The sequence below is a fragment of the Massilia sp. HP4 genome (genome assembly GCF_005222695.1).
Classification (GTDB): domain Bacteria; phylum Pseudomonadota; class Gammaproteobacteria; order Burkholderiales; family Burkholderiaceae_D; genus Telluria.
Genome location: NZ_STGG01000039.1, coordinates 14,199 through 31,394 on the forward strand (window position 1 = coordinate 14,199; position 17,196 = coordinate 31,394).

Annotated in this window: 21 protein-coding genes; 5 read left to right on the forward strand and 16 right to left on the reverse strand. The window is 67.0% G+C overall.

The window, feature by feature from the left end; genetic code table 11:
- Positions 1-10: 10 nt before the first annotated feature.
- The 9 genes from E8M83_RS13865 to E8M83_RS13905 form a co-directional block, all read right to left on the reverse strand.
- A complete protein-coding gene (locus tag E8M83_RS13865) occupies positions 11-619 on the reverse strand; it encodes a DedA family protein (RefSeq protein ID WP_137173933.1) in 609 nt (202 codons plus the stop codon).
- 16 nt (positions 620-635) lie between these two features.
- Positions 636-1,109, reverse strand: a complete 474-nt coding sequence (locus E8M83_RS13870) for a helix-turn-helix transcriptional regulator (protein ID WP_170976804.1) — start codon at positions 1,107-1,109, stop codon at positions 636-638.
- A 125-nt stretch (positions 1,110-1,234) separates the two neighbouring features.
- Positions 1,235-1,699: a Rid family hydrolase gene (locus tag E8M83_RS13875; RefSeq protein WP_137173935.1), complete on the reverse strand. Its 465-nt coding sequence runs from the start codon at positions 1,697-1,699 to the stop codon at positions 1,235-1,237.
- A 135-nt stretch (positions 1,700-1,834) separates the two neighbouring features.
- Positions 1,835-2,467 carry a response regulator transcription factor gene (locus tag E8M83_RS13880; RefSeq protein ID WP_229491525.1) on the reverse strand — a complete coding sequence of 211 codons (633 nt, stop codon included), beginning with the start codon at positions 2,465-2,467 and terminating at the stop codon, positions 1,835-1,837.
- A gap of 67 nt (positions 2,468-2,534) precedes the next feature.
- Entirely contained in the window at positions 2,535-3,095 is a 561-nt protein-coding gene (locus E8M83_RS13885) for a TMEM175 family protein (RefSeq protein WP_137173937.1), read from the reverse strand.
- A gap of 9 nt (positions 3,096-3,104) precedes the next feature.
- Complete coding sequence (locus E8M83_RS13890) at positions 3,105-3,779, reverse strand: YoaK family protein (protein ID WP_229491527.1); 675 nt, start codon at positions 3,777-3,779, stop codon at positions 3,105-3,107.
- Between the two features lie 2 nt (positions 3,780-3,781).
- Complete coding sequence (locus tag E8M83_RS13895; protein WP_137173938.1) at positions 3,782-5,680, reverse strand: amidohydrolase; 1,899 nt, start codon at positions 5,678-5,680, stop codon at positions 3,782-3,784.
- Positions 5,681-5,779: 99 nt separating this feature from the next.
- Complete coding sequence (locus E8M83_RS13900; RefSeq protein ID WP_137173939.1) at positions 5,780-6,466, reverse strand: hydrolase; 687 nt, start codon at positions 6,464-6,466, stop codon at positions 5,780-5,782.
- A 66-nt stretch (positions 6,467-6,532) separates the two neighbouring features.
- On the reverse strand, positions 6,533-6,799 hold the full coding sequence (locus E8M83_RS13905; protein WP_137173940.1) for a XapX domain-containing protein: 267 nt from the start codon (positions 6,797-6,799) through the stop codon (positions 6,533-6,535).
- 167 nt (positions 6,800-6,966) lie between these two features.
- Between E8M83_RS13905 and E8M83_RS13910 the strand changes: the two genes are divergently transcribed.
- Positions 6,967-7,899 (forward strand): LysR substrate-binding domain-containing protein, encoded by a 933-nt coding sequence (locus E8M83_RS13910; protein WP_137173941.1) that lies wholly within the window; start codon positions 6,967-6,969, stop codon positions 7,897-7,899.
- Here E8M83_RS13910 and E8M83_RS13915 read toward each other — a convergent pair.
- The 5 genes from E8M83_RS13915 to E8M83_RS13930 form a co-directional block, all read right to left on the reverse strand.
- The gene (locus E8M83_RS13915; protein ID WP_137173942.1) at positions 7,896-8,279 is read right to left on the reverse strand and encodes an OsmC family protein; all 384 of its coding nucleotides are present in this window, start codon (positions 8,277-8,279) and stop codon (positions 7,896-7,898) included. The two genes, E8M83_RS13910 and E8M83_RS13915, sit on opposite strands and share 4 nt — an antisense overlap.
- Positions 8,280-8,342: 63 nt before the next feature.
- Positions 8,343-9,044, reverse strand: a complete 702-nt coding sequence (locus tag E8M83_RS13920; protein WP_137173943.1) for a pirin family protein — start codon at positions 9,042-9,044, stop codon at positions 8,343-8,345.
- 210 nt (positions 9,045-9,254) lie between these two features.
- Positions 9,255-9,569, reverse strand: a complete 315-nt coding sequence (locus tag E8M83_RS13925) for a c-type cytochrome (RefSeq protein WP_307721858.1) — start codon at positions 9,567-9,569, stop codon at positions 9,255-9,257.
- Between the two features lie 82 nt (positions 9,570-9,651).
- The gene (locus E8M83_RS26485; protein ID WP_267874223.1) at positions 9,652-9,786 is read right to left on the reverse strand and encodes a hypothetical protein; all 135 of its coding nucleotides are present in this window, start codon (positions 9,784-9,786) and stop codon (positions 9,652-9,654) included.
- Positions 9,787-9,819: 33 nt separating this feature from the next.
- The gene (locus E8M83_RS13930) at positions 9,820-11,439 is read right to left on the reverse strand and encodes a methyl-accepting chemotaxis protein (protein WP_170976805.1); all 1,620 of its coding nucleotides are present in this window, start codon (positions 11,437-11,439) and stop codon (positions 9,820-9,822) included.
- Positions 11,440-11,670: 231 nt separating this feature from the next.
- Between E8M83_RS13930 and E8M83_RS13935 the strand changes: the two genes are divergently transcribed.
- The 4 genes from E8M83_RS13935 (at position 11,671) to E8M83_RS13950 (ending at position 16,753) form a co-directional block, all read left to right on the forward strand.
- A complete protein-coding gene (locus E8M83_RS13935; RefSeq protein WP_137173945.1) occupies positions 11,671-13,158 on the forward strand; it encodes a sensor histidine kinase in 1,488 nt (495 codons plus the stop codon).
- Positions 13,155-13,829, forward strand: a complete 675-nt coding sequence (locus tag E8M83_RS13940; protein ID WP_229491526.1) for a response regulator transcription factor — start codon at positions 13,155-13,157, stop codon at positions 13,827-13,829. The genes E8M83_RS13935 and E8M83_RS13940 overlap by 4 nt, the downstream gene beginning before the upstream one ends.
- Positions 13,830-13,904: 75 nt before the next feature.
- The gene (locus E8M83_RS13945; protein WP_137173946.1) at positions 13,905-14,288 is read left to right on the forward strand and encodes a response regulator transcription factor; all 384 of its coding nucleotides are present in this window, start codon (positions 13,905-13,907) and stop codon (positions 14,286-14,288) included.
- Positions 14,289-14,608: 320 nt separating this feature from the next.
- The gene (locus tag E8M83_RS13950) at positions 14,609-16,753 is read left to right on the forward strand and encodes a TonB-dependent receptor domain-containing protein (RefSeq protein ID WP_137173947.1); all 2,145 of its coding nucleotides are present in this window, start codon (positions 14,609-14,611) and stop codon (positions 16,751-16,753) included.
- A 21-nt stretch (positions 16,754-16,774) separates the two neighbouring features.
- Here the strand turns inward: E8M83_RS13950 and E8M83_RS25955 are convergent, their stop codons facing one another.
- Complete coding sequence (locus tag E8M83_RS25955; protein ID WP_307721859.1) at positions 16,775-16,948, reverse strand: hypothetical protein; 174 nt, start codon at positions 16,946-16,948, stop codon at positions 16,775-16,777.
- A 3-nt stretch (positions 16,949-16,951) separates the two neighbouring features.
- The gene (locus E8M83_RS13955) at positions 16,952-17,164 is read right to left on the reverse strand and encodes a hypothetical protein (RefSeq protein ID WP_137173948.1); all 213 of its coding nucleotides are present in this window, start codon (positions 17,162-17,164) and stop codon (positions 16,952-16,954) included.
- Between the last annotated feature and the right edge of the window lie 32 nt (positions 17,165-17,196).

Here is a 17,196-nt window from a genome sequence, read left to right on the forward strand (position 1 = left end):
ACGGTTGGAATCAGCCGGCCTTGGCGCGCTTCTTGAAGGTCGCCACCCGGTACAGGTACCAGCCCAGCAGGCCGATCAGGACCGCCTTGGAGACCGGATCGACGTATTCGGCCACGCGCTCGTACTGGCTCTCGAGCATATAGCCGGCGCCGGTGAGGATGCCGGTCCAGACCAGCGATCCGACCGTCGAGAACAGCAAGAACTGCCCCATCGGCATGCAGGCAAGGCCGGCCGGGACCGAGATCAGGGTGCGGATGGCCGGGATCAGGCGTCCGAACAGCACGATCTTGCGCCCGTGTTTCTCGAACGATTCCATCGAATGCTCGATGTCGCCGTGGGTGACCGTCAACCAGCGTGCATGCTTGTCGGCGAAGGCTTCCAGCCGCTCCTTGCCATAGACCTTGCCGGCGTAATACCAGGGCAAGGCGCCGGCGACCGAGCCGGCAGTGCCGGCAATCAAGACTCCCACCACATTGAGGTCGCCGCGCGCGGCCACGAAGCCGGCGAAGGGCATGATCAGCTCGGACGGTATCGGCGGGAAGATATTTTCCAGCGCCATCAGGGCAAACACGGCCAGGTAGCCGCCGCTCTGCATGAACTCGGTGATGAAGTCGAACACGGGGCACTCCTACTGGTTAGGCAGTCTCCACGATAGCCAGTTCCAGCGGGCGCTTCTGTTCGCTTGCGTACGGATCGGCGGCGGCGCTGCGCGTGTGCAGGCAGCGCCAGACGTGGGGCGACAGGCCGATCGTTTCGTGGAAGGTGCGCGTGAAATGCGACTGGTCGCAAAAACCGTGCGCATGGGCAATGGTCGTCAGCGGCGTGGTCGAATTGACCATCTCCGCGCACGCCGCCGCCAGCCGGCGCCGGATCACGTAGACGCGCGGCGGCACGCCGACGCTGTGCTTGAAGGCGCGCGTGAAATGGCTGACGCTCAGGCCGAGCGTCGCCGCCAGGCTGGCCGTGCGCAGGGTGGCGCCCAGGTTGGCGTCGATGTAGTCGGTGACCCGCTTGACCTGCCAGCGCGGCAGGCCGCCGTGGACGGGCTGGAGCGGCCGGCAGGCTCCGTGGGCCGGGATCGGGATCGAGATCGGGGACGCAGTCTGCATGGTGCTCTCCAGGGTGTCGGGTTGGGACAATCTAGACACCATGTTGCGGTCTGCCGGAGATGTTGCACAGACAAGATAGGGTGCTTGCCCACCCCCACGAAAGTGGGGGGCAAGCCGTGGCGGCGTCAGATGCTGGCGCTGTCGGGAAGGATGGCGCGGAAGGTGACCTCGATCAATTGCGGCGGCAGTGCCAGCCGCGTGACGCCAATCAGGTTGCTGGCGCATCGTGGCTGATCCATGCCGTAGAGTTCCTTCCTGACCTTGCCAGCCACGGCGAAGGCGGCGTCGACGTCCAGCACGTACAGCGACTCTTCGACGACGTCGTCCAGCGTCGCACCGAATTGCGCCAGCAATTCGATCGCATTCAGGTAGGTCTGGCGCATCTGCGCCTCCATGCCACTGAAGTCGGTCGGGCGGCCCTGGGCGTCCAGCGGCGCCGGAGCGACCAGCTGCCCATCCTTGTCATGGCCCAACTGGCCAGACAGGTAGACCACGTCCTTGACCTGTACCGCCTGGCTGTAGCCGTAGATGCTTTCCCAGGCGACGCCATGGTTGGCGGTCTTCTTGATGAGTCTTGGAGTCTCTTTCATGATGCATTCCTCGAATTCGTGATGGAAACAGCTTGTGATCGCCGTGGCCGCGACCCCGGTCGATCTTCACGATTCTCTCAAACGCATGCGGCGCGGTCTTGTACGTTCCTGCTGTCGGAATGCGTAAGACGCTGCTCAGATCTCGAGAAAGCCGCGCTCGATGCCGATCGTCACGGCGTGGGTGCGGTTATTCGCGCCCAGCTTGTCCATGATGCTGCGCAGGTGGCCCTTGACCGTGTCTTCGGACAGGTTCAGGACCGCGCCGATCTGCTTGTTGCCGTTGCCGCGCGCGATCAGCTCGAGCACTTGCAGCTCGCGCACCGTCAGGCTGTCCTGGCCCAGGTGGCGCGCCAGTTCGCCGGCGATCTCGGATGGGATATAACGGTGGCCGGCGGCCAGCATGCGGATCGCATCGGTCAGTTCCTTGCGCAGGGAGCTCTTGAGCAGATAGCCCTGGGCCCCGCTTTTGATCGCCTGCATGGCGCGGGCGTCGCCGCGGAAGGTGGTCAGGATCGCCAGGCAGGCGTGGGGGAATTCGGCGCGGATCGCCGCGATCGCATCCATCCCGTTCAGGCGCGGCATCTGCAGGTCGATCAGGGTGACGGCCGGCCGCAGCTGGCGATACAGCTCGATCGCCTCGACGCCGTCGACGGCTTCGCCGACCACCCGCATATCGGGCTGGCTGCCGATCACGGCGGCGATCCCCTCGCGCATCAGTGGATGGTCGTCGGCGATCAGGACGTCGATGCTGCGCTGTTGATTGTTCACGGTGGTCCTCTTCTTGTTCTTGCGGCCGTCGAGGGGCATGATGCCAGCGCCGGCGCGCTGCGTCCAGTCACGGTCCTGGCCGCCCGACCCGGTTCGGTACCAGCCACAGTGCCGCCAGCAGCACGTGGATCAGCGCCGCCAGCGGCGGCTGCCACAGCGAGACCAGCACCGCGAGCGCATACAGGGCCAGCGACAGGCGGTTCTTGGCGTTCTGCCAGGTATGGGCGTGATCCAGGCCGGCGAGAAAGCCCAGGCGCCACGACAGCAGCATGAAGGACACCGAGCACAGGAACAGCACCACGCCGTACAGGGCGACCGGGGCCGGCGCGGTCGGATGTCCGGCCACCCAGGCGGTCACGAACGGGATCAGCGACATCCAGAACAGCAGGTGCAGGTTGGCCCAGAGCGTCGCCCAGTCGACCCGCTCCACGCGCTCGAACAGCGCGTGGTGGTTGACCCAGTAGATGCCGACATAGACGAAGCTCAGGGCGTAGCGCAGCCACCCCGGGACCACGGCCAGCATATCGCCGGCCGTGGTCCCGCGCGGAGGCGACAGCTCCAGCACCATGATGGTGAGGATGACGGCGATCACGCCGTCGCTGAACGCCTCCAGGCGGGTCTTGGTCATGGGCCGTCCTTATGCCTGGTCCAGGCGCAGCAGGTGCAGGCACAGGATCGCCACCGGCACCGCGAGGGCGACGAAGCCGAACGCCAGGAACAGGAAGGCGCCGCCCGCGCAGCCGACGGCAAAGCCGAACAGCGGCCAGAAGAACTTGCTGCAGCGCGCCGTGGTGGCCGCGTCGCCGGCGCCGCGCAACTGGTCGACCGTGTCGATCACCAGCTGGGTCACGTTCCCCGTCATCATCGAAGTCGGCGCCAGGTGGGCCAGCAGCAGCTTGCTGGCCGCGCTATGGGCGCCCATGGCCGCGGTGCCGAAGAGGCCCGCCGCCATCGCCAGTGCCGACATATCGCGCGCCACCGGTTCGGACAGCATGCCGCAGGCCATGAAACCCAGTAGCAGCACCAGCTGCAGCAGGTAGGATGGCCGGTGCGCGTCGCGCCCGCGCCGTTCGCAAGAAGCGACCAGCAGGCGCGCCGCGGCAATGCCGAGGATAAAGGCCGGAAAGGCCAGGATCTTCAGCAGCGACGGGATGTTGGCCGGGTCGGCCAGCGAGGCGCCGAGCAGCACGAAGTTGCCGGTGACGTGGGCCGTGAACAGGCCGAACAGGCCGATGAAGCCCAGGGTATCGACATAGCCTCCGAGGAAGCCCATATTGAAGCCCTGCAGGCGGGATGGATTAGGAGCTGCCATCATCAGAACGCAAAGCAGCTGCAACCCAGCGCGCCCCAGAAGCCGCTGAAACTCGAAACCGGCACATTCGAGCGGCGCGCCGTGTCATGGCCATGGGCATGCACGCCGCAGGGGCCGCTGCACTGGTGCGGCAGCGCCATCTGCCGTGCTTGCGGCTCGGCCTTGCGCCAATGTCCGGGCACCTTCTGCACCGGCGACCAGTCGGGCAGCACGGGAATCGCCGGCGGTCCGAGGCTGGTGAACTCGGCGGCGCCGTACACGATCCGGCCGCCGACCACGGTCAGCACCGATTCGATCGACTTGATGGCTTCGGCATCGATGCTGAAGAAATCCTGCGACAGCACGGCCAGGTCGGCGAACATGCCTTCGCGGATGCGGCCCTTGCGTTCCTGTTCGTTCGAGAACCAGGCGCTGCCCGCGGTCCAGAGCTCGAGCGCGACCTGGCGCGGCAGGTGGCCTGCGGTGCCGTACAGCGGCAGGCCGCCAACCGTGCGGCCCGTCACCAGCCAGTACAGCGCGGTCCACGGATTGTAGCTGGCCACGCGGGTGGCGTCGGTGCCCGCCCCCACCGGCACGCCGGTCTCGAGCATCCGCTTGACCGGCGGCGTCGCCTGGGCGGCTTCGGCGCCGTAGCGCTCGACGAAGTACTCGCCCTGGAATGCCATCCTGTGCTGGATCGCGATGCCGCCGCCGAGCGCGGCGACGCGGTCGATATTGCGCTGGGTGATGGTCTCGCAGTGGTCGAACATCCAGTGCAGGCCATTGAAGGGGATGTCGCGGTCGACCTTCTCGAACACGTCGAGCATGCGCGAGATCGACTCGTCATAGGTCGCGTGCAGGCGGAACGGCCAGCGCTGGGCCACCAGGTGGCGCACGACTTTTTCGAGCTCGTCTTCCATGCCGGGATCGAGGTCGGGACGCGGTTCGAGAAAGTCCTCGAAGTCGGCCGCCGAGAACACCAGCATCTCGCCGGCGCCGTTGTGGCGGTAGTAGTCGCTGCCCTGCCCCGGCGTGACCATACCGGTCCAGCGCTCGAAGTCTTCCAGTTCCTTGCCCTTGTTCTGGGTGAACAGGTTGTAGGCGATGCGGATCGTGAGCTGGTTGGCGGCGTCGAGTTCCTCGATCACCGCGTAATCCTCGGGGTAGTTCTGGAAGCCGCCGCCGGCGTCGATCGCGCTGGTCAGGCCCAGGCGGTTCAATTCACGCATGAACTGGCGGGTCGAGTTCACCTGCAGTTCGCGCGGCAAGGTCGGGCCCTTGGCCAGCGTCGCGTACAGGATCATCGCATTGGGCCGCGCGATCAGCATGCCGGTCGGGTTGCCGGCGCCGTCGCGCACGATCTCGCCGCCCGGCGGATTCGGGGTGTCCCTGGTGTAGCCGACGGCGCGCAGGGCCGCGCGGTTGAGCAGCGCGCGGTCGTACAGGTGCAGGATGAAAACCGGCGTATCGGGCGCAGCGGCATTGATCTCGTCGACTGTCGGCATGCGGCGCTCGGCGAACTGGAATTCGTTCCAGCCGCCCACCACGCGCACCCATTGCGGGTTCGGCGTGCGGTCGGCCTGTTCCTTCAGCATGCGCAGGGCATCGGCCAGCGAAGGCACGCCTTCCCAGCGCAGTTCGAGATTGTAGTTCAGGCCCCCGCGGATCAGGTGCAGGTGCGAGTCGTTCAGGCCCGGGACCACGGTACGGCCGTTCAGGTCGATCACCTGGCTGCCGTCGCGCCGGTGGCGCATCACGTAGTCGGTATCGCCAACCGCCAGGAAACGGCCATCCTGGATGGCGACCGCACTGGCTTGCGGCTGTTCGCGGTCGACGGTGTGGAAGCAGCCGTTGATGAGGATGAGCGGCGCGTTGGTGCTCGAGTCGGTGCTCGCGCCGGCGCTGGGCTGTGCTTGGTTCATGCATGTACTCCAAATGACGCCGGGCAGGCGTCGCCCGGCGGGATTGCGGCAACCGCCGCGCGCATTGGAGGGCGCGCGGCGGCAAGGACGACGATTTGCTTAGCGCGCAGGCACCGGGGCCAGCACTTCGTGCGTGCCGCTGGCGCGTGCCGGCGCCTTGTGCACCATGGTGTAGGCATAGTCGACGCCCATGCCGTAGGCGCCCGAGTGCTCGGTGACGATCTTCATCACGTCGTTATAGGTGTCGCGGTGGGCCCAGTCGCGCTGCCACTCGAGCAGCACCTGCTGCCAGGTCACCGGCACCACGCCGGCCTGCACCATGCGCAGCATGGCCATGTCGTGCGCTTCCTTGGTGGTGCCGCCCGAGGCGTCCGACACCATATAGATCTCGTAGTCGCCTTCGAGCATCGCGCACAGGGCGAAGGTGGTGTTGCACACCTCGGTCCACAGGCCGGCCACGATGACCTTCTTGCGGCCGTTTGCCTTGAGCGCGTCGCGCACCTTCTGGTCGTCCCACGAATTCATCGACGTGCGTTCCAGGATCTGCTGGCCTGGGAACACGTCCAGCAGCTCGGGATAGGTATTGCCCGAGAACGATTCGGTCTCCACCGTGGTGATGGTGGTCGGGATGCCGAACACCCTGGCCGCCTTGGCCAGGCCGACCACATTGTTCTTGAGGGTCTGGCGGTCGATCGACTGCACGCCGAACGCCATCTGCGGCTGGTGGTCGATGACGATCAGCTGCGAGTTCTGCGGGGTCAGGACTTCGAGTTTTGGATTGCTCATGATGTTCTCCTTGTTGGTAGTGGTTGCCGCAACGCGAAGGCGATGCAGCGGATGAAATTCGTGCGGTCAGCCCTGGCGCGGGCCGTCCGTGTCGTGCGCCGCCGGCGGTTCCGCCGCGATGCCGGTGATCCTGGGCTTGCATTCGCTGGCGAACCAGCTGGCCGTGACCGGGTTGCCGTCGATCAGGCGCTTGGCGACCGGGACGATCTGTTCGCCGATCAGCATGCCCAGCAGGCCGACCAGGGCGATGGCCGGCGGCGCCGGCGAGCGCACGTTGATCAGGCCGTACAACAGGCCGGCCAGGATGCCGGCGCCCAGTGAAATCAGGACCATCTTGTTCTCCTCCTTGCGAGAGATGCCAACCCGGCATCCATTCGTTCCAGTATCGTCAGACCATCGCCGCGGCGATAGAATCAGATTGCTATTTTCGAAATGGCGGGGCTTGGTAGGGATCGCTCCTTGGCGCTACCATGTGCTATCCCGCCCGATAGGACACGCAATTGCTCAAACTCAGCCTCGACGCCCTCCAGATCATCGAAACCATCGCCCGCCGCGGCTCCTTCGCCGGGGCCGCCAAGGAACTGTTCCGTGTGCCCTCGACCATTTCGTACACGGTCTCCAAGCTGGAGGACGACCTGGGCGTACGCCTGTTCGACCGCTTCGGCCCCAAGGTGACGCTCACCGCCGCCGGCCAGGAGCTCTTGAAGGAAGGCCGCTACCTGCTGCGCGCCGCGGGCGACCTCGAATCCCGGGTGCGGCGCGTGGCCTCGGGCTGGGAGACCGAGATCGCCCTGGGCATGGATTCGGTCTTATCAAGCGGCGCCCTGCAGGCCGACATCGAAGCCTTCTATGGCGTGGCCGACCAGACCCGGCTGCGCATCGTGCGCGAGTCGCTGTCGGGCACCTGGGACGCCCTGCTCGACCGCCGTGTCGACCTGCTGGTCGGCGCCGCCGGCGAAGGACCGTCGGGCGGCGGCTATACGGCCGAACCGCTCGGCACCAGCGCCTTCGTGTTCACCGTCGCCCCGCACCATCCGCTGGCGGCGATCGACCATCCGTTCGACAAGACCGACCTGCTGCCCTATCGGGCAATCTCGGTCTCGGACTCGGCCCGCATCCTGGGCGCGCGCACCGTCGGCCTGCTGTTCGGGCAGGAGACGCTGGCGGTGCCCGATATGCGCACCAAGTACGAGTTCCAGGTCCAGGGCCTGGGTTTCGGCTTCCTGCCCGAGGCATGGGCGCGACCGGCCATCGACCGTGGATTGCTGGTCGAAAAACAGGTGGTGGAACCGAAAGCGGATGAGACCTTCTACCTCGCCTGGCGCAGCGGCGAGGATGGCGCCGCGCTCAGGTGGTGGATCGAACGGATGCGTTCGAGCGGGGCATTCGCGCGCATGCTGCCCGACCCATGCGCGCGGACCGGGGAAATTTAGACCGCGTCGGTGTGGATCAGGATCGTGCCGGACAGGGTCTTGTGGACCGGGCACTTGTTGGCGATGTCGAGCAGGCGGGCGCGTTCTTCCGGCGACAGCTGGCCGACGAATTCGATGTGGCGGCGCAGTTCGTAGGCGCCATCCTGCTGGCCGTGGTCGATGGACACGCGCACGTCTTCCAGCTGCATGTCCTTGCGCCGCGCGTACATGGTGACCGTCAGCGCGGTGCAGGCGGCCAGCGATGCGGCCAGCAGGTCGTGCGGTTCCGGGCCGCTATCGTCGCCGCCGAAGGCTTCGGGGGCGTCGGCAATCAACTCGTGCTTGCCGATCTGGATCTTGTACTGCAGCTTGTCGTTACCGCGGGTGGTCGTCACTTGCATGGATGTCTCCTATAGTGGTGGTAATCGCGTCCAAAAGACCGCCCCGCGAACGGGGCGGCGACCTTATTGTGGCAGATCGAACAGCAAGACCTCGGCGCCCGTGGCCTGGGCCAGGGTCACGGCCTCTTCGCCGGTCACCTTCAGCGCGTCGCCGCCGACCAGGGCGACGCCGTTGACCGTCACCTGGCCACGGATGACGTGGACGTAGGCCTGGCGGCCGGCAGCCAGCGTATGCTCCACCTTGTCTTCGCCATCGAGGATGGTCGCATACAGTGCGGCGTCCTGGCGGATCGCGACCGAACCTTCGCGGCCGTCGGGTGAGCCGATCAGGCGCAGCTTGCCGGTCTTGTCGGCGGTGTCGAAGTGTTTTTCCTCGTAGCGCGGTTCGGCGCCGCCCACGTTCGGCATGATCCATATTTGCAGGAAGTGCACGCCCTCGGCTTTCGAGTGGTTGTACTCGCTGTGCACCACGCCGGAACCCGCGCTCATGATCTGCACATCGCCGTAGCGCAGCACCGAACCGTTGCCCATGCTGTCCTTGTGTTCCAGCGCGCCATCGAGCACGTAGGAGATGATTTCCATGTCGCGGTGGCCGTGCGAATCGAAGCCACGGCCTGGCTGCACCTTGTCTTCGTTAATCACGCGCAGGGGACCGAAGCCCATGTGCTTCGGATCGTGATAGTGGCCGAAGGAGAAAGTGTGCTTCGAATCCAGCCAGCCGAAGTTTGCGCCGCCGCGTTCATTGCTTTTACGTACGTTCAACATGATGTGCTCCTTTTTTGGTTAGGGATCATCGAACCGGTCGACTCTGGGCTGCCTTGCTGCCCTTGCCGCTGTCACCCTGTGCTCGATGCGATGGAGTCATTATGCTCGCCACGGCCTGGCTTGAAAAACGGATAATATCCTTGGCTATCATCGATTTTTTCGATGATTAAATGAGGCCAAAAAAAGCGGCGCTCAGAGCGCCGCCATTCGTCATTTCTGGGCCAGTATCCACTTGGCCAGGGTCTTGGCATCCGCGTCGCTGACCTGCGGATTGGCCGGCATTGGAATCGGCCCCCAGGTCCCGCTGCTGCCCTTCTGGATCTTCAGCGCCAGGCGCGCCTCGGCTCCCGCATCCTTCGCGTACTTGGCGGCGACGTCCTTGTAGGATGGGCCGACCAGCTTGCTGCCGACGGCATGGCAGGCCATGCAGGCCTTGGCCTTGGCGAGGTCGGCGCTGGCCTGGGCGGCAGGCATGGCAGCGGCGGCGGCGACGAAGGTCGCGGCCAGGATCATGGTCTTCTTCACGTGGACTCCTGTAAGGACTGTAATGACAAGGGGGGGGCGCTGCGCGTCCCCGGCGCAACCGGCATGATAGCCGACAACGCGGCTATATTGTGGCCTGGCGAATGGCCACGCCCTGCCACGGTAAGGGTGTATGAACGATCACCGCGGTGGCGCAAGCCGTCACCAGTACGAGCGCGGCGGCCATCAGGGCGATGCGCAGGTATTCATCCAGATGCATCTCGCGCTCCAGCGAAGGTAGCAAAAACCGCACTCACGCCAGCGCGGGCACGGCCGGCAGCCGGCGCAGCCGGGCGCCGTCCTGTTCCAGCCCCGGCGCGGCGGCGCCGGGCAGGCGGAAGGCCGCGACGAGGCCGCCCAGGCTGATCGCCTGCCGCTCCAGTTCCGCGGTCGAGGCCAGCGAATGACCTGCCAGCTCGGCGTCGTGGCGGGTTGCCTCGTCGATCGTCACCAGCGAGCGGCTCAGTTGTTCGACGCCGACGCTCTGCTCGCGCGAAGCGGCGCTGATCCCGGCCATGATGGCCGCCACCTGGCCGGCGCCGGCCGCGACCTCGCGCACCGCGGCGCCGGCATTGCCGGCCACCTCGGCCCCGGCGCGCACCCGCGCCAGCGACTCCTCGATCAGGCGCCGGATCTCACGCGCCGACCCGGCGCTGCGATTGGCCAGGTGGCGCACCTCGCCGGCCACCACCGCGAAGCCGCGCCCCGTTTCGCCGGCGCGCGCCGCCTCCACGGCCGCATTGAGCGACAGCAGGTTGGTCTGGAACGCGATCTCGTCGATCACCGCCACGATGCCCGACATGCGCTGGGCCGAATCGCTGATGCCGGCCATGGTGGCGCCCACTTCGTCCATCGCACTGGCGCCGTCGACCGCGGCGCGCGCACCGCTGGCGGCCAGTTCGCTGGCGCGCAAGGCATTGGCGGCGTTGGTCGCGACCGTCGCGCTCATCTCTTCCATGGTGGCGGCGGTTTCCTCCAGCGTGGCCGCCTGGGTGCTGGCGCGCTGGGCCAGCTCGCGGCTGCCGGCCACGATATCGCCTGCCACGCGCTCGACGTGCACCGCGCCCAGGCGGATCTGGCGCACCATGTGTTCGAGCCGCGCATGCATGCGCGCCAGCGCCGCCAGCAGCTGGCCCGTCTCGTCGTTGCCGCGCACGACGATCTGGCCGTCGAGCCGGCCCTGGGCCACGCGGCCGGCGATCGCCACCGCCTCTTGCAGCGGCGCCGCGATCAGGCGCGCGATCCAGAACGCCAGCAGGCCGCCGACGATCACGGCCGCCACCAGCAGGCCGATGATCCTGGCATGCGCCTGGCGATACACTTCTTCGGCGCGGGCCGCGGCGGCCGCGCTGCCCGCTTCGTCGATGTCGACCAGCAGGTTGACCAGGTCGGCGCTGCGGAAGTTATGGCGGCGCGATTCGCCGCGCAGCAGCGCGCGCGCAGCCGCCTTGTCGCCGGCGCGCGACAGGCCCGCGACCTGGCGCGCCGCAACGCGGTAGGCGGCCAGGGACTCCTCGAACTGCGCCAGCGTCGCGCGCCCGGCGCCGTCGCCGGCGAGCGTGCGGTACTGGGCCAGCATGTCGTCCAGGCCCGCCATCTGGCGCGCCATCTCGGCCTCGTAGTGATCGTGGTCGGCGTCGCGGTCGGACAGTACGTGCTGCACCTCGTAGGTGCGGTGGCGCAGCAGGGCGCCCTTGATCTGCAACACCTGGCTCACGCTCGGCTGCCATTTGTGCCGCATCTCGTCCACCACGTCGTGCAGCTTGCCCATCTGGGCCACGCCGAAGGCGGCCAGTAACACCATCAGCGCCGCCATCGACGCCACGGCCAGCATGATCTTGGTGGCGATTCTCAAGTCGTGGAACCATCTCATTATCCGTTCTCCCCTCGTTTGGCGGGCTCCCCAGCGGCGCCCGGACCGGTACATGAAACGATGATAGTTATCCAACTCCAGGCTCGCCATGCGATGTTGGTATCGCCAACCTATACCTTGGTTTAATGCCCACCCACTCCCGCCAGGCGGTTACTTGCCATATATTCCAGATGGTCGAAAGACCAATGCATGGGATGGGGCGCGCGCCGCCTATGACAAAAGAAAGAGAACATGTTCCAGTCCCCCAGCTCGAACTTGCGGGCCGCCGGCGTCGTGCTGCTCACACTCGCGATCTTCGTGGTCGATGCCTTCACGGCGCTCGATATCGCCATCGCCGTGCTGTACGTGGTGGTGGTCCTGTGCGCCACCAGCGCCTGGTCGCGCCGCGGCGTGCTGCTCACCGGCGTCGCCTGCGTGACGCTGACGGTGGGAGCCTTCGCCCTTACTCACCACGACCTGGCCTCGAGCCCGATGGCGCGCTGCCTGGTCAGCGTCGCCGCGATCTCGATCACCACCGTGCTGGCGCTGGCCGGCATGGCTGCCACCGATGCGCTGCGCCAGCGCTCCGAGTCGCTGCGCCTGTCCGAAGCCTTCCTGGCCAGCACCCAGCGCATCAGCCGCACCAGCAGCTTCCGCTTCCAGGCGCCGGGCGGCGCGATGTACTGGTCCGACGAAGCCGCGCGCATCTATGGCGTCGACCTCGCGGTCACGCCCACCCAGGAACTGGTGCGCGAACGCACCCATCCCGACGACCTGCACCTGCTGGCGTCGGCAATCGAACAGGCCGATCGCGGAGAGCCGGCCATCGAGCTGCGCCACCGCCTGCGCATGCCCGACGGCACAGTCAAGCACGTGCACATGATCGCGCACCTGGCGGCGGTCCATGGCGGACAATTCGACTACCTGGGCGCGCTGATGGACGTCAGCGCGGCGCACGAGGCGGCCGAGGCGCTGCACCGCACCCAGGCCCAGCTGGCCCATGCGACCCGGGTCACCACGCTGGGCGAGCTGGCGGCCTCGATCGCGCACGAAGTCAACCAGCCGCTTGCGGCGGTGAGCACCAACGGCAATGCCTGCCTGCGCTGGCTTGACCGTCCCGAACCCGACCTGCTCGAAGCGCGCCTGGCGCTCGACCGGATCCTGGCCGACACCTGCCGCGCCAGCGAGGTCATCAAGCGGATCCGGGCGCTGGCGCGCAAGGGCGAGGCGCAGCGCATGCCGCTCGACGTCAACGCCCTGCTGCGCGACACCGCGTCCCTGGTCCAGCGCGAACTGAGCAACCATCGGATCGTGCTCGAGCTACGGCTCGCGCCGCTGCTGCCCCTGGTCGAGGGCGATGCAGTGCAGCTGCAGCAGGTGGTGATCAACCTGCTCATGAACGCCATGCAGGCGATCGATGGCTCGGGCCCGGAATGGCTGCGGCGCCGGCAGCGCATCGTGGTGTCCACCTGCCTGCAAGACGGGCAGGTCACGGTCGAGGTGGCCGATTCGGGTCCGGGGCTGAGCGAAGCCCAGGCCGGCCGCCTGTTCGAGGCCTTCTACACCACCAAGGAGGACGGCATGGGCATGGGCCTGGCCATCTGCCGCTCGATCGTCGACGCCCACGGCGGCCGGATCCGCGCCGTGGCCCACGACGGCCCGGGCGCCACGCTCGCGTTCACCCTGCCCTGCGCCGCGGTGGCGGCCAGGGCCGGCGCCGCCGCCGGAGTCGCGGCATGAGCGCCGCCATGCCGCCTGCGCCGCATTCGGCCGAACCAGTCGTGTTCATCGTCGACGACGACGCCGCGCTGCGTGCTTCGCTATCGAGCCTGCTGCGTTCCTGCGGCTTCCGGGTCGCCGACTATGCCTCCGGCGCCGGGTTCCTGGCCGCCGCGCTGCCCGACTGCCCGTGCTGCCTGCTGCTCGACGTGCGCCTGCAGGGCGCCAGCGGCCTCGACTTCCAGGCCGAGCTGGCACGGCGCCGGATCGACCTGCCGATCGTGTTCATGACCGGCCACGGCGACATCCCGATGACGGTGCGCGCAATGAAGGCCGGCGCGGTCGACTTCCTCGCCAAGCCGTTTCGCGAGCAGGACCTGCTCGACGCCGTGGCGGCGGCCCTGGCGCGCGACGGCGAACGGCGCGCCAGCGCGAGCGCGGCCGGCGAGCTGGCGGCGCGCTATGCCGGGCTCACGCCGCGCGAGCGCGAGATCATGGGCCTGGCTGCGAGCGGCCTGATGAACAAGCAGATCGCCGGCCAGGTGGGCACCAGCGAGATCACGGTCAAGATCCACCGCGCGAACGCGATGCGCAAGATGCAGGCCAGGACCTTCGCCGACCTGGTGCGCATGGCCGAGGCGCTCGGTCTCGACATCTCGGAGGCGCGACCCGGATCCTATACCCGGGTATGATGTCGCGCGGCCGCGATTGCGGCTATCCTGCTCCCAAGAACAGGATGCCTTTCGCCTCCTGAACCGGAGCGCCTCGTGTCACACCAGTTAACCATTTCCATTATCGACGACGACGACTCGGTGCGCCAGGCGCTCGGCAGCCTGGTGCGCTCGCTCGGCTTTGCCGCCGCCCTGTTCGGGTCGGCCGAGCAATTCATCGAGGCCGGCGCCGTCGCCGCCAGCGCGGTGGTCGTCACCGACGTCCAGATGCCCGGCATGACCGGGGTCGACCTGCAGGACCGGCTGCGCCGCGAAGGCCATGCCGTGCCCATGATCTTCATCACCGCCTTCCCCGAGGAAGCGCTGCGCAAGCGCGCCTTCGCCGCCGGCGCCTGCTGCTTCCTGGGCAAGCCCTTCGACGGCGACATCATGATCCGCTGCATCGAATCGGCACTGTCGCCCGACACCTCGATCTATTGATGCCGCGCCGCCTGCGGCCGGCCATCCATGCGCTGCCGGCCTGCGTGATCGCTTTCGGCGCGGCGCTGCCCTGTACGCTGGAGCGCTGCTGCGCAAGGCCGGGCTGACGCGCCGCTACCACTTCCAGTTCGTCATCCAGGCCGCCTGATTCCGCTGCCGCTCCCGGCCAGGGCGTCCGCGGCATCGTCTCATTCTTGCTACCTAGTCATAAATAAGAATAGGAATGATTCGTATTAGTGTTTAGAATGTTGCCGGTTCGATCTCTTTACACGGATTTACACCTGTAATTACACGCTCTTGACTAAAACTACGGATACACGATGCCTACCCCAACCTTGCACGCCCACTTGCTGCGCCGCTCCCTCCTCAGCCTCGCCATCGGCGCCCTGCCCTTCGCCGCCAACGCCAATGTGAATGCGGTGCCGGCCGAGATGTCGACGGTCGTCATCACCGCCTCCGGCTTCGAGCAGACGATCCGCGAGGCGCCGGCCTCGATCACCGTGCTGACCCGCGAGCAGCTCGAGAAGGAACGCTTCGGCAACCTGGCCCAGGCCCTGGAAAGCGTGGAAGGCATCGACGTCGCCGCCGCCGGCGACAAGACCGGCGGCATGAACATCAGCATCCGCGGCATGCCGAGCGACTACACCCTGATCCTGATCGACGGCCGCCGCCAGAACGCGGCCGGCAACGTGACCCCGAATGGCTTCGGCGGCACCTCGACCAGCTTCATGCCGCCAGTGGGCGCGATCGAGCGCATCGAGATCATCCGCGGCCCGATGTCGACCCTGTACGGTTCGGATGCGATGGGCGGCGTGGTCAACATCATCACGCGCAAGGTCGGCAAGAACTGGAGCGGCACGGTATCGGCCGACTACACGGTGCAAGAGGAATCGGCGTTCGGCGATGTCAAGGCCGGCAAGTTCTACCTGAGCGGCCCGATCGTCAGCGAAGTGCTCGGTCTTGCCTTGCGCGGCAGCGCGCAGCGCCGCGATGCCGCCAGCGTCAGCCACGAGAACCAGACCCGCGACCTGACCATGGGTGCCAATCCGGTCGAGTCGACGGTGCGCAACCTGGGCGCGCGCCTGGCCTTCACGCCGAACCGCTACCACGAGGTGACGCTGGACGCCGACGCCATGCGCCAGAAATACGACAACTCGACCAGCCAGCTGGGCACCCTCGGCGTGCAGGGCGGCTATGGTCCCGAGCAGAAGTACAACCGTGACCAGTACACGCTGGCCTACAAGGCGCGCCTGCCGTTCGGCACCTGGGACAGCAGCTATATGGTCAACCAGACCGAGACCATCGGCCGCACGATCCCGCCGGGCACGCCGGGCGCGGTCGCCGGATCGGCGCGCACGCTGGAAGTCGAGAGCAAGGTGTTCGACACCAAGTTGCTGGTCCCATGGGGCAACCACCTGACCACCGTCGGCGCCCAGCACTGGGATGCCGAGATGGTCGACGGCGTGGCGCCGGAGTCCTTCGCCTTCACCCAGAAAGCGCTGTTCCTGGAAGACGAATGGCGCTTCGCCGACACCCTGGCCCTGACCGTCGGCGCGCGCTACGACGACCACAGCGTGTTCGGCGGCCAGACCAGCCCGCGCGGCTACCTGGTGTGGACGGCTTCGCCGCGCTGGACCTTCAAGGGCGGCGTCAGCAAGGGATATAAAACCCCGCGCGTCGAGCAGCTCTCGCCCGGCATCAACGGCTTCGGCGGCCAGGGCACGATTCCCCTGGTCGGCAGCCCGGGTCTGAAGCCCGAAATCAGCGTGACGACCGAACTGGGCGCCTACTTCGACAACGGCGCCGGCTGGACCGCCAACGCGACGGTGTTCAACAACGACTTCGAGGACAAGATCACCAGCGGCACCGGCCTGCTCAACTGCTCGTTCCGCGGTAACCTGAACCGTCCGGGCTGCGTCAGCTTCGGCAACTGGCCGAATGTCGACGCCTTCGGCCAGTCGACCAACGTCGACGAGGCCGTGACCCGCGGCTTCGAGCTGGCCACCCGCTTCCCGATCGCCGCCGGCTGGGCCGCAAGCGCCAACTACACCTATACCGACAGCGAACAAAAGAGCGGCCCGAACGAGGGCAAGCCGCTGGGGGATACGCCCGAACATTCGGTCAATGCGCGCGTGACCTGGGACATCTCGCCGCAGTGGAATTCGTGGCTGCGCGCCGAGTACCGCAGCGAGCGATTCCGCGACCCGGGCACCTCGGCGTCCACCCGCGCCGCCAAGGCGCAGCTGGGCGACTACAAGGCCTATACCCAGCTGCACCTGGGCACCAGCTACCAGGTCACGCCGACGGTCTCGATCAATGCCGCGATCTACAACCTGCTCAACAAGGACTTCATCGACTACCGTCCTTACCAGGATACGGCGACGGGGCCACTCACCTACACCAGCGTGTTCGTCAACAATATGGATGGCCGTCGCCTGTGGCTGTCGATGAACGTCGACTTCTGATGCGGGTGTGAAGCGCTGCGCTCAGCGCTTTTTCTTGCCCGCGCCCTTGGTGGAACCCGGGCAGGGGAAGCGCCGGCACAGTTCGGCCAGCACCAGCGGCGCCGCGTTTTCTTTCAGTTGGGCCGGCTTGCGCGTCGCCTTCAGGTGGCGCACCACGGCCAGGTTCAATTCGCCGGGGAGCACCGGCCTGGCCAGGCATCATTCGCGACCGTGGGCGCCGTCCTTGATGCCGTTCAGATAGGCGTCGACTTTCTCGCGGTTGATGTAGTCGAGCTGGGTCTTCGGCTCCTTGAGCCGGTGCTCGACGACCTCTTGGCCGGTCATCGTATTGAACGGATACACATAGGGAATCGCCGCCTGCGCAGAGAGCGGAAGGCAGGCCGCGATCCCGATCCAGATGCAGGTTTTCATCGCCTCTCCTGGTGGGCCTTCCATCGTGCAGG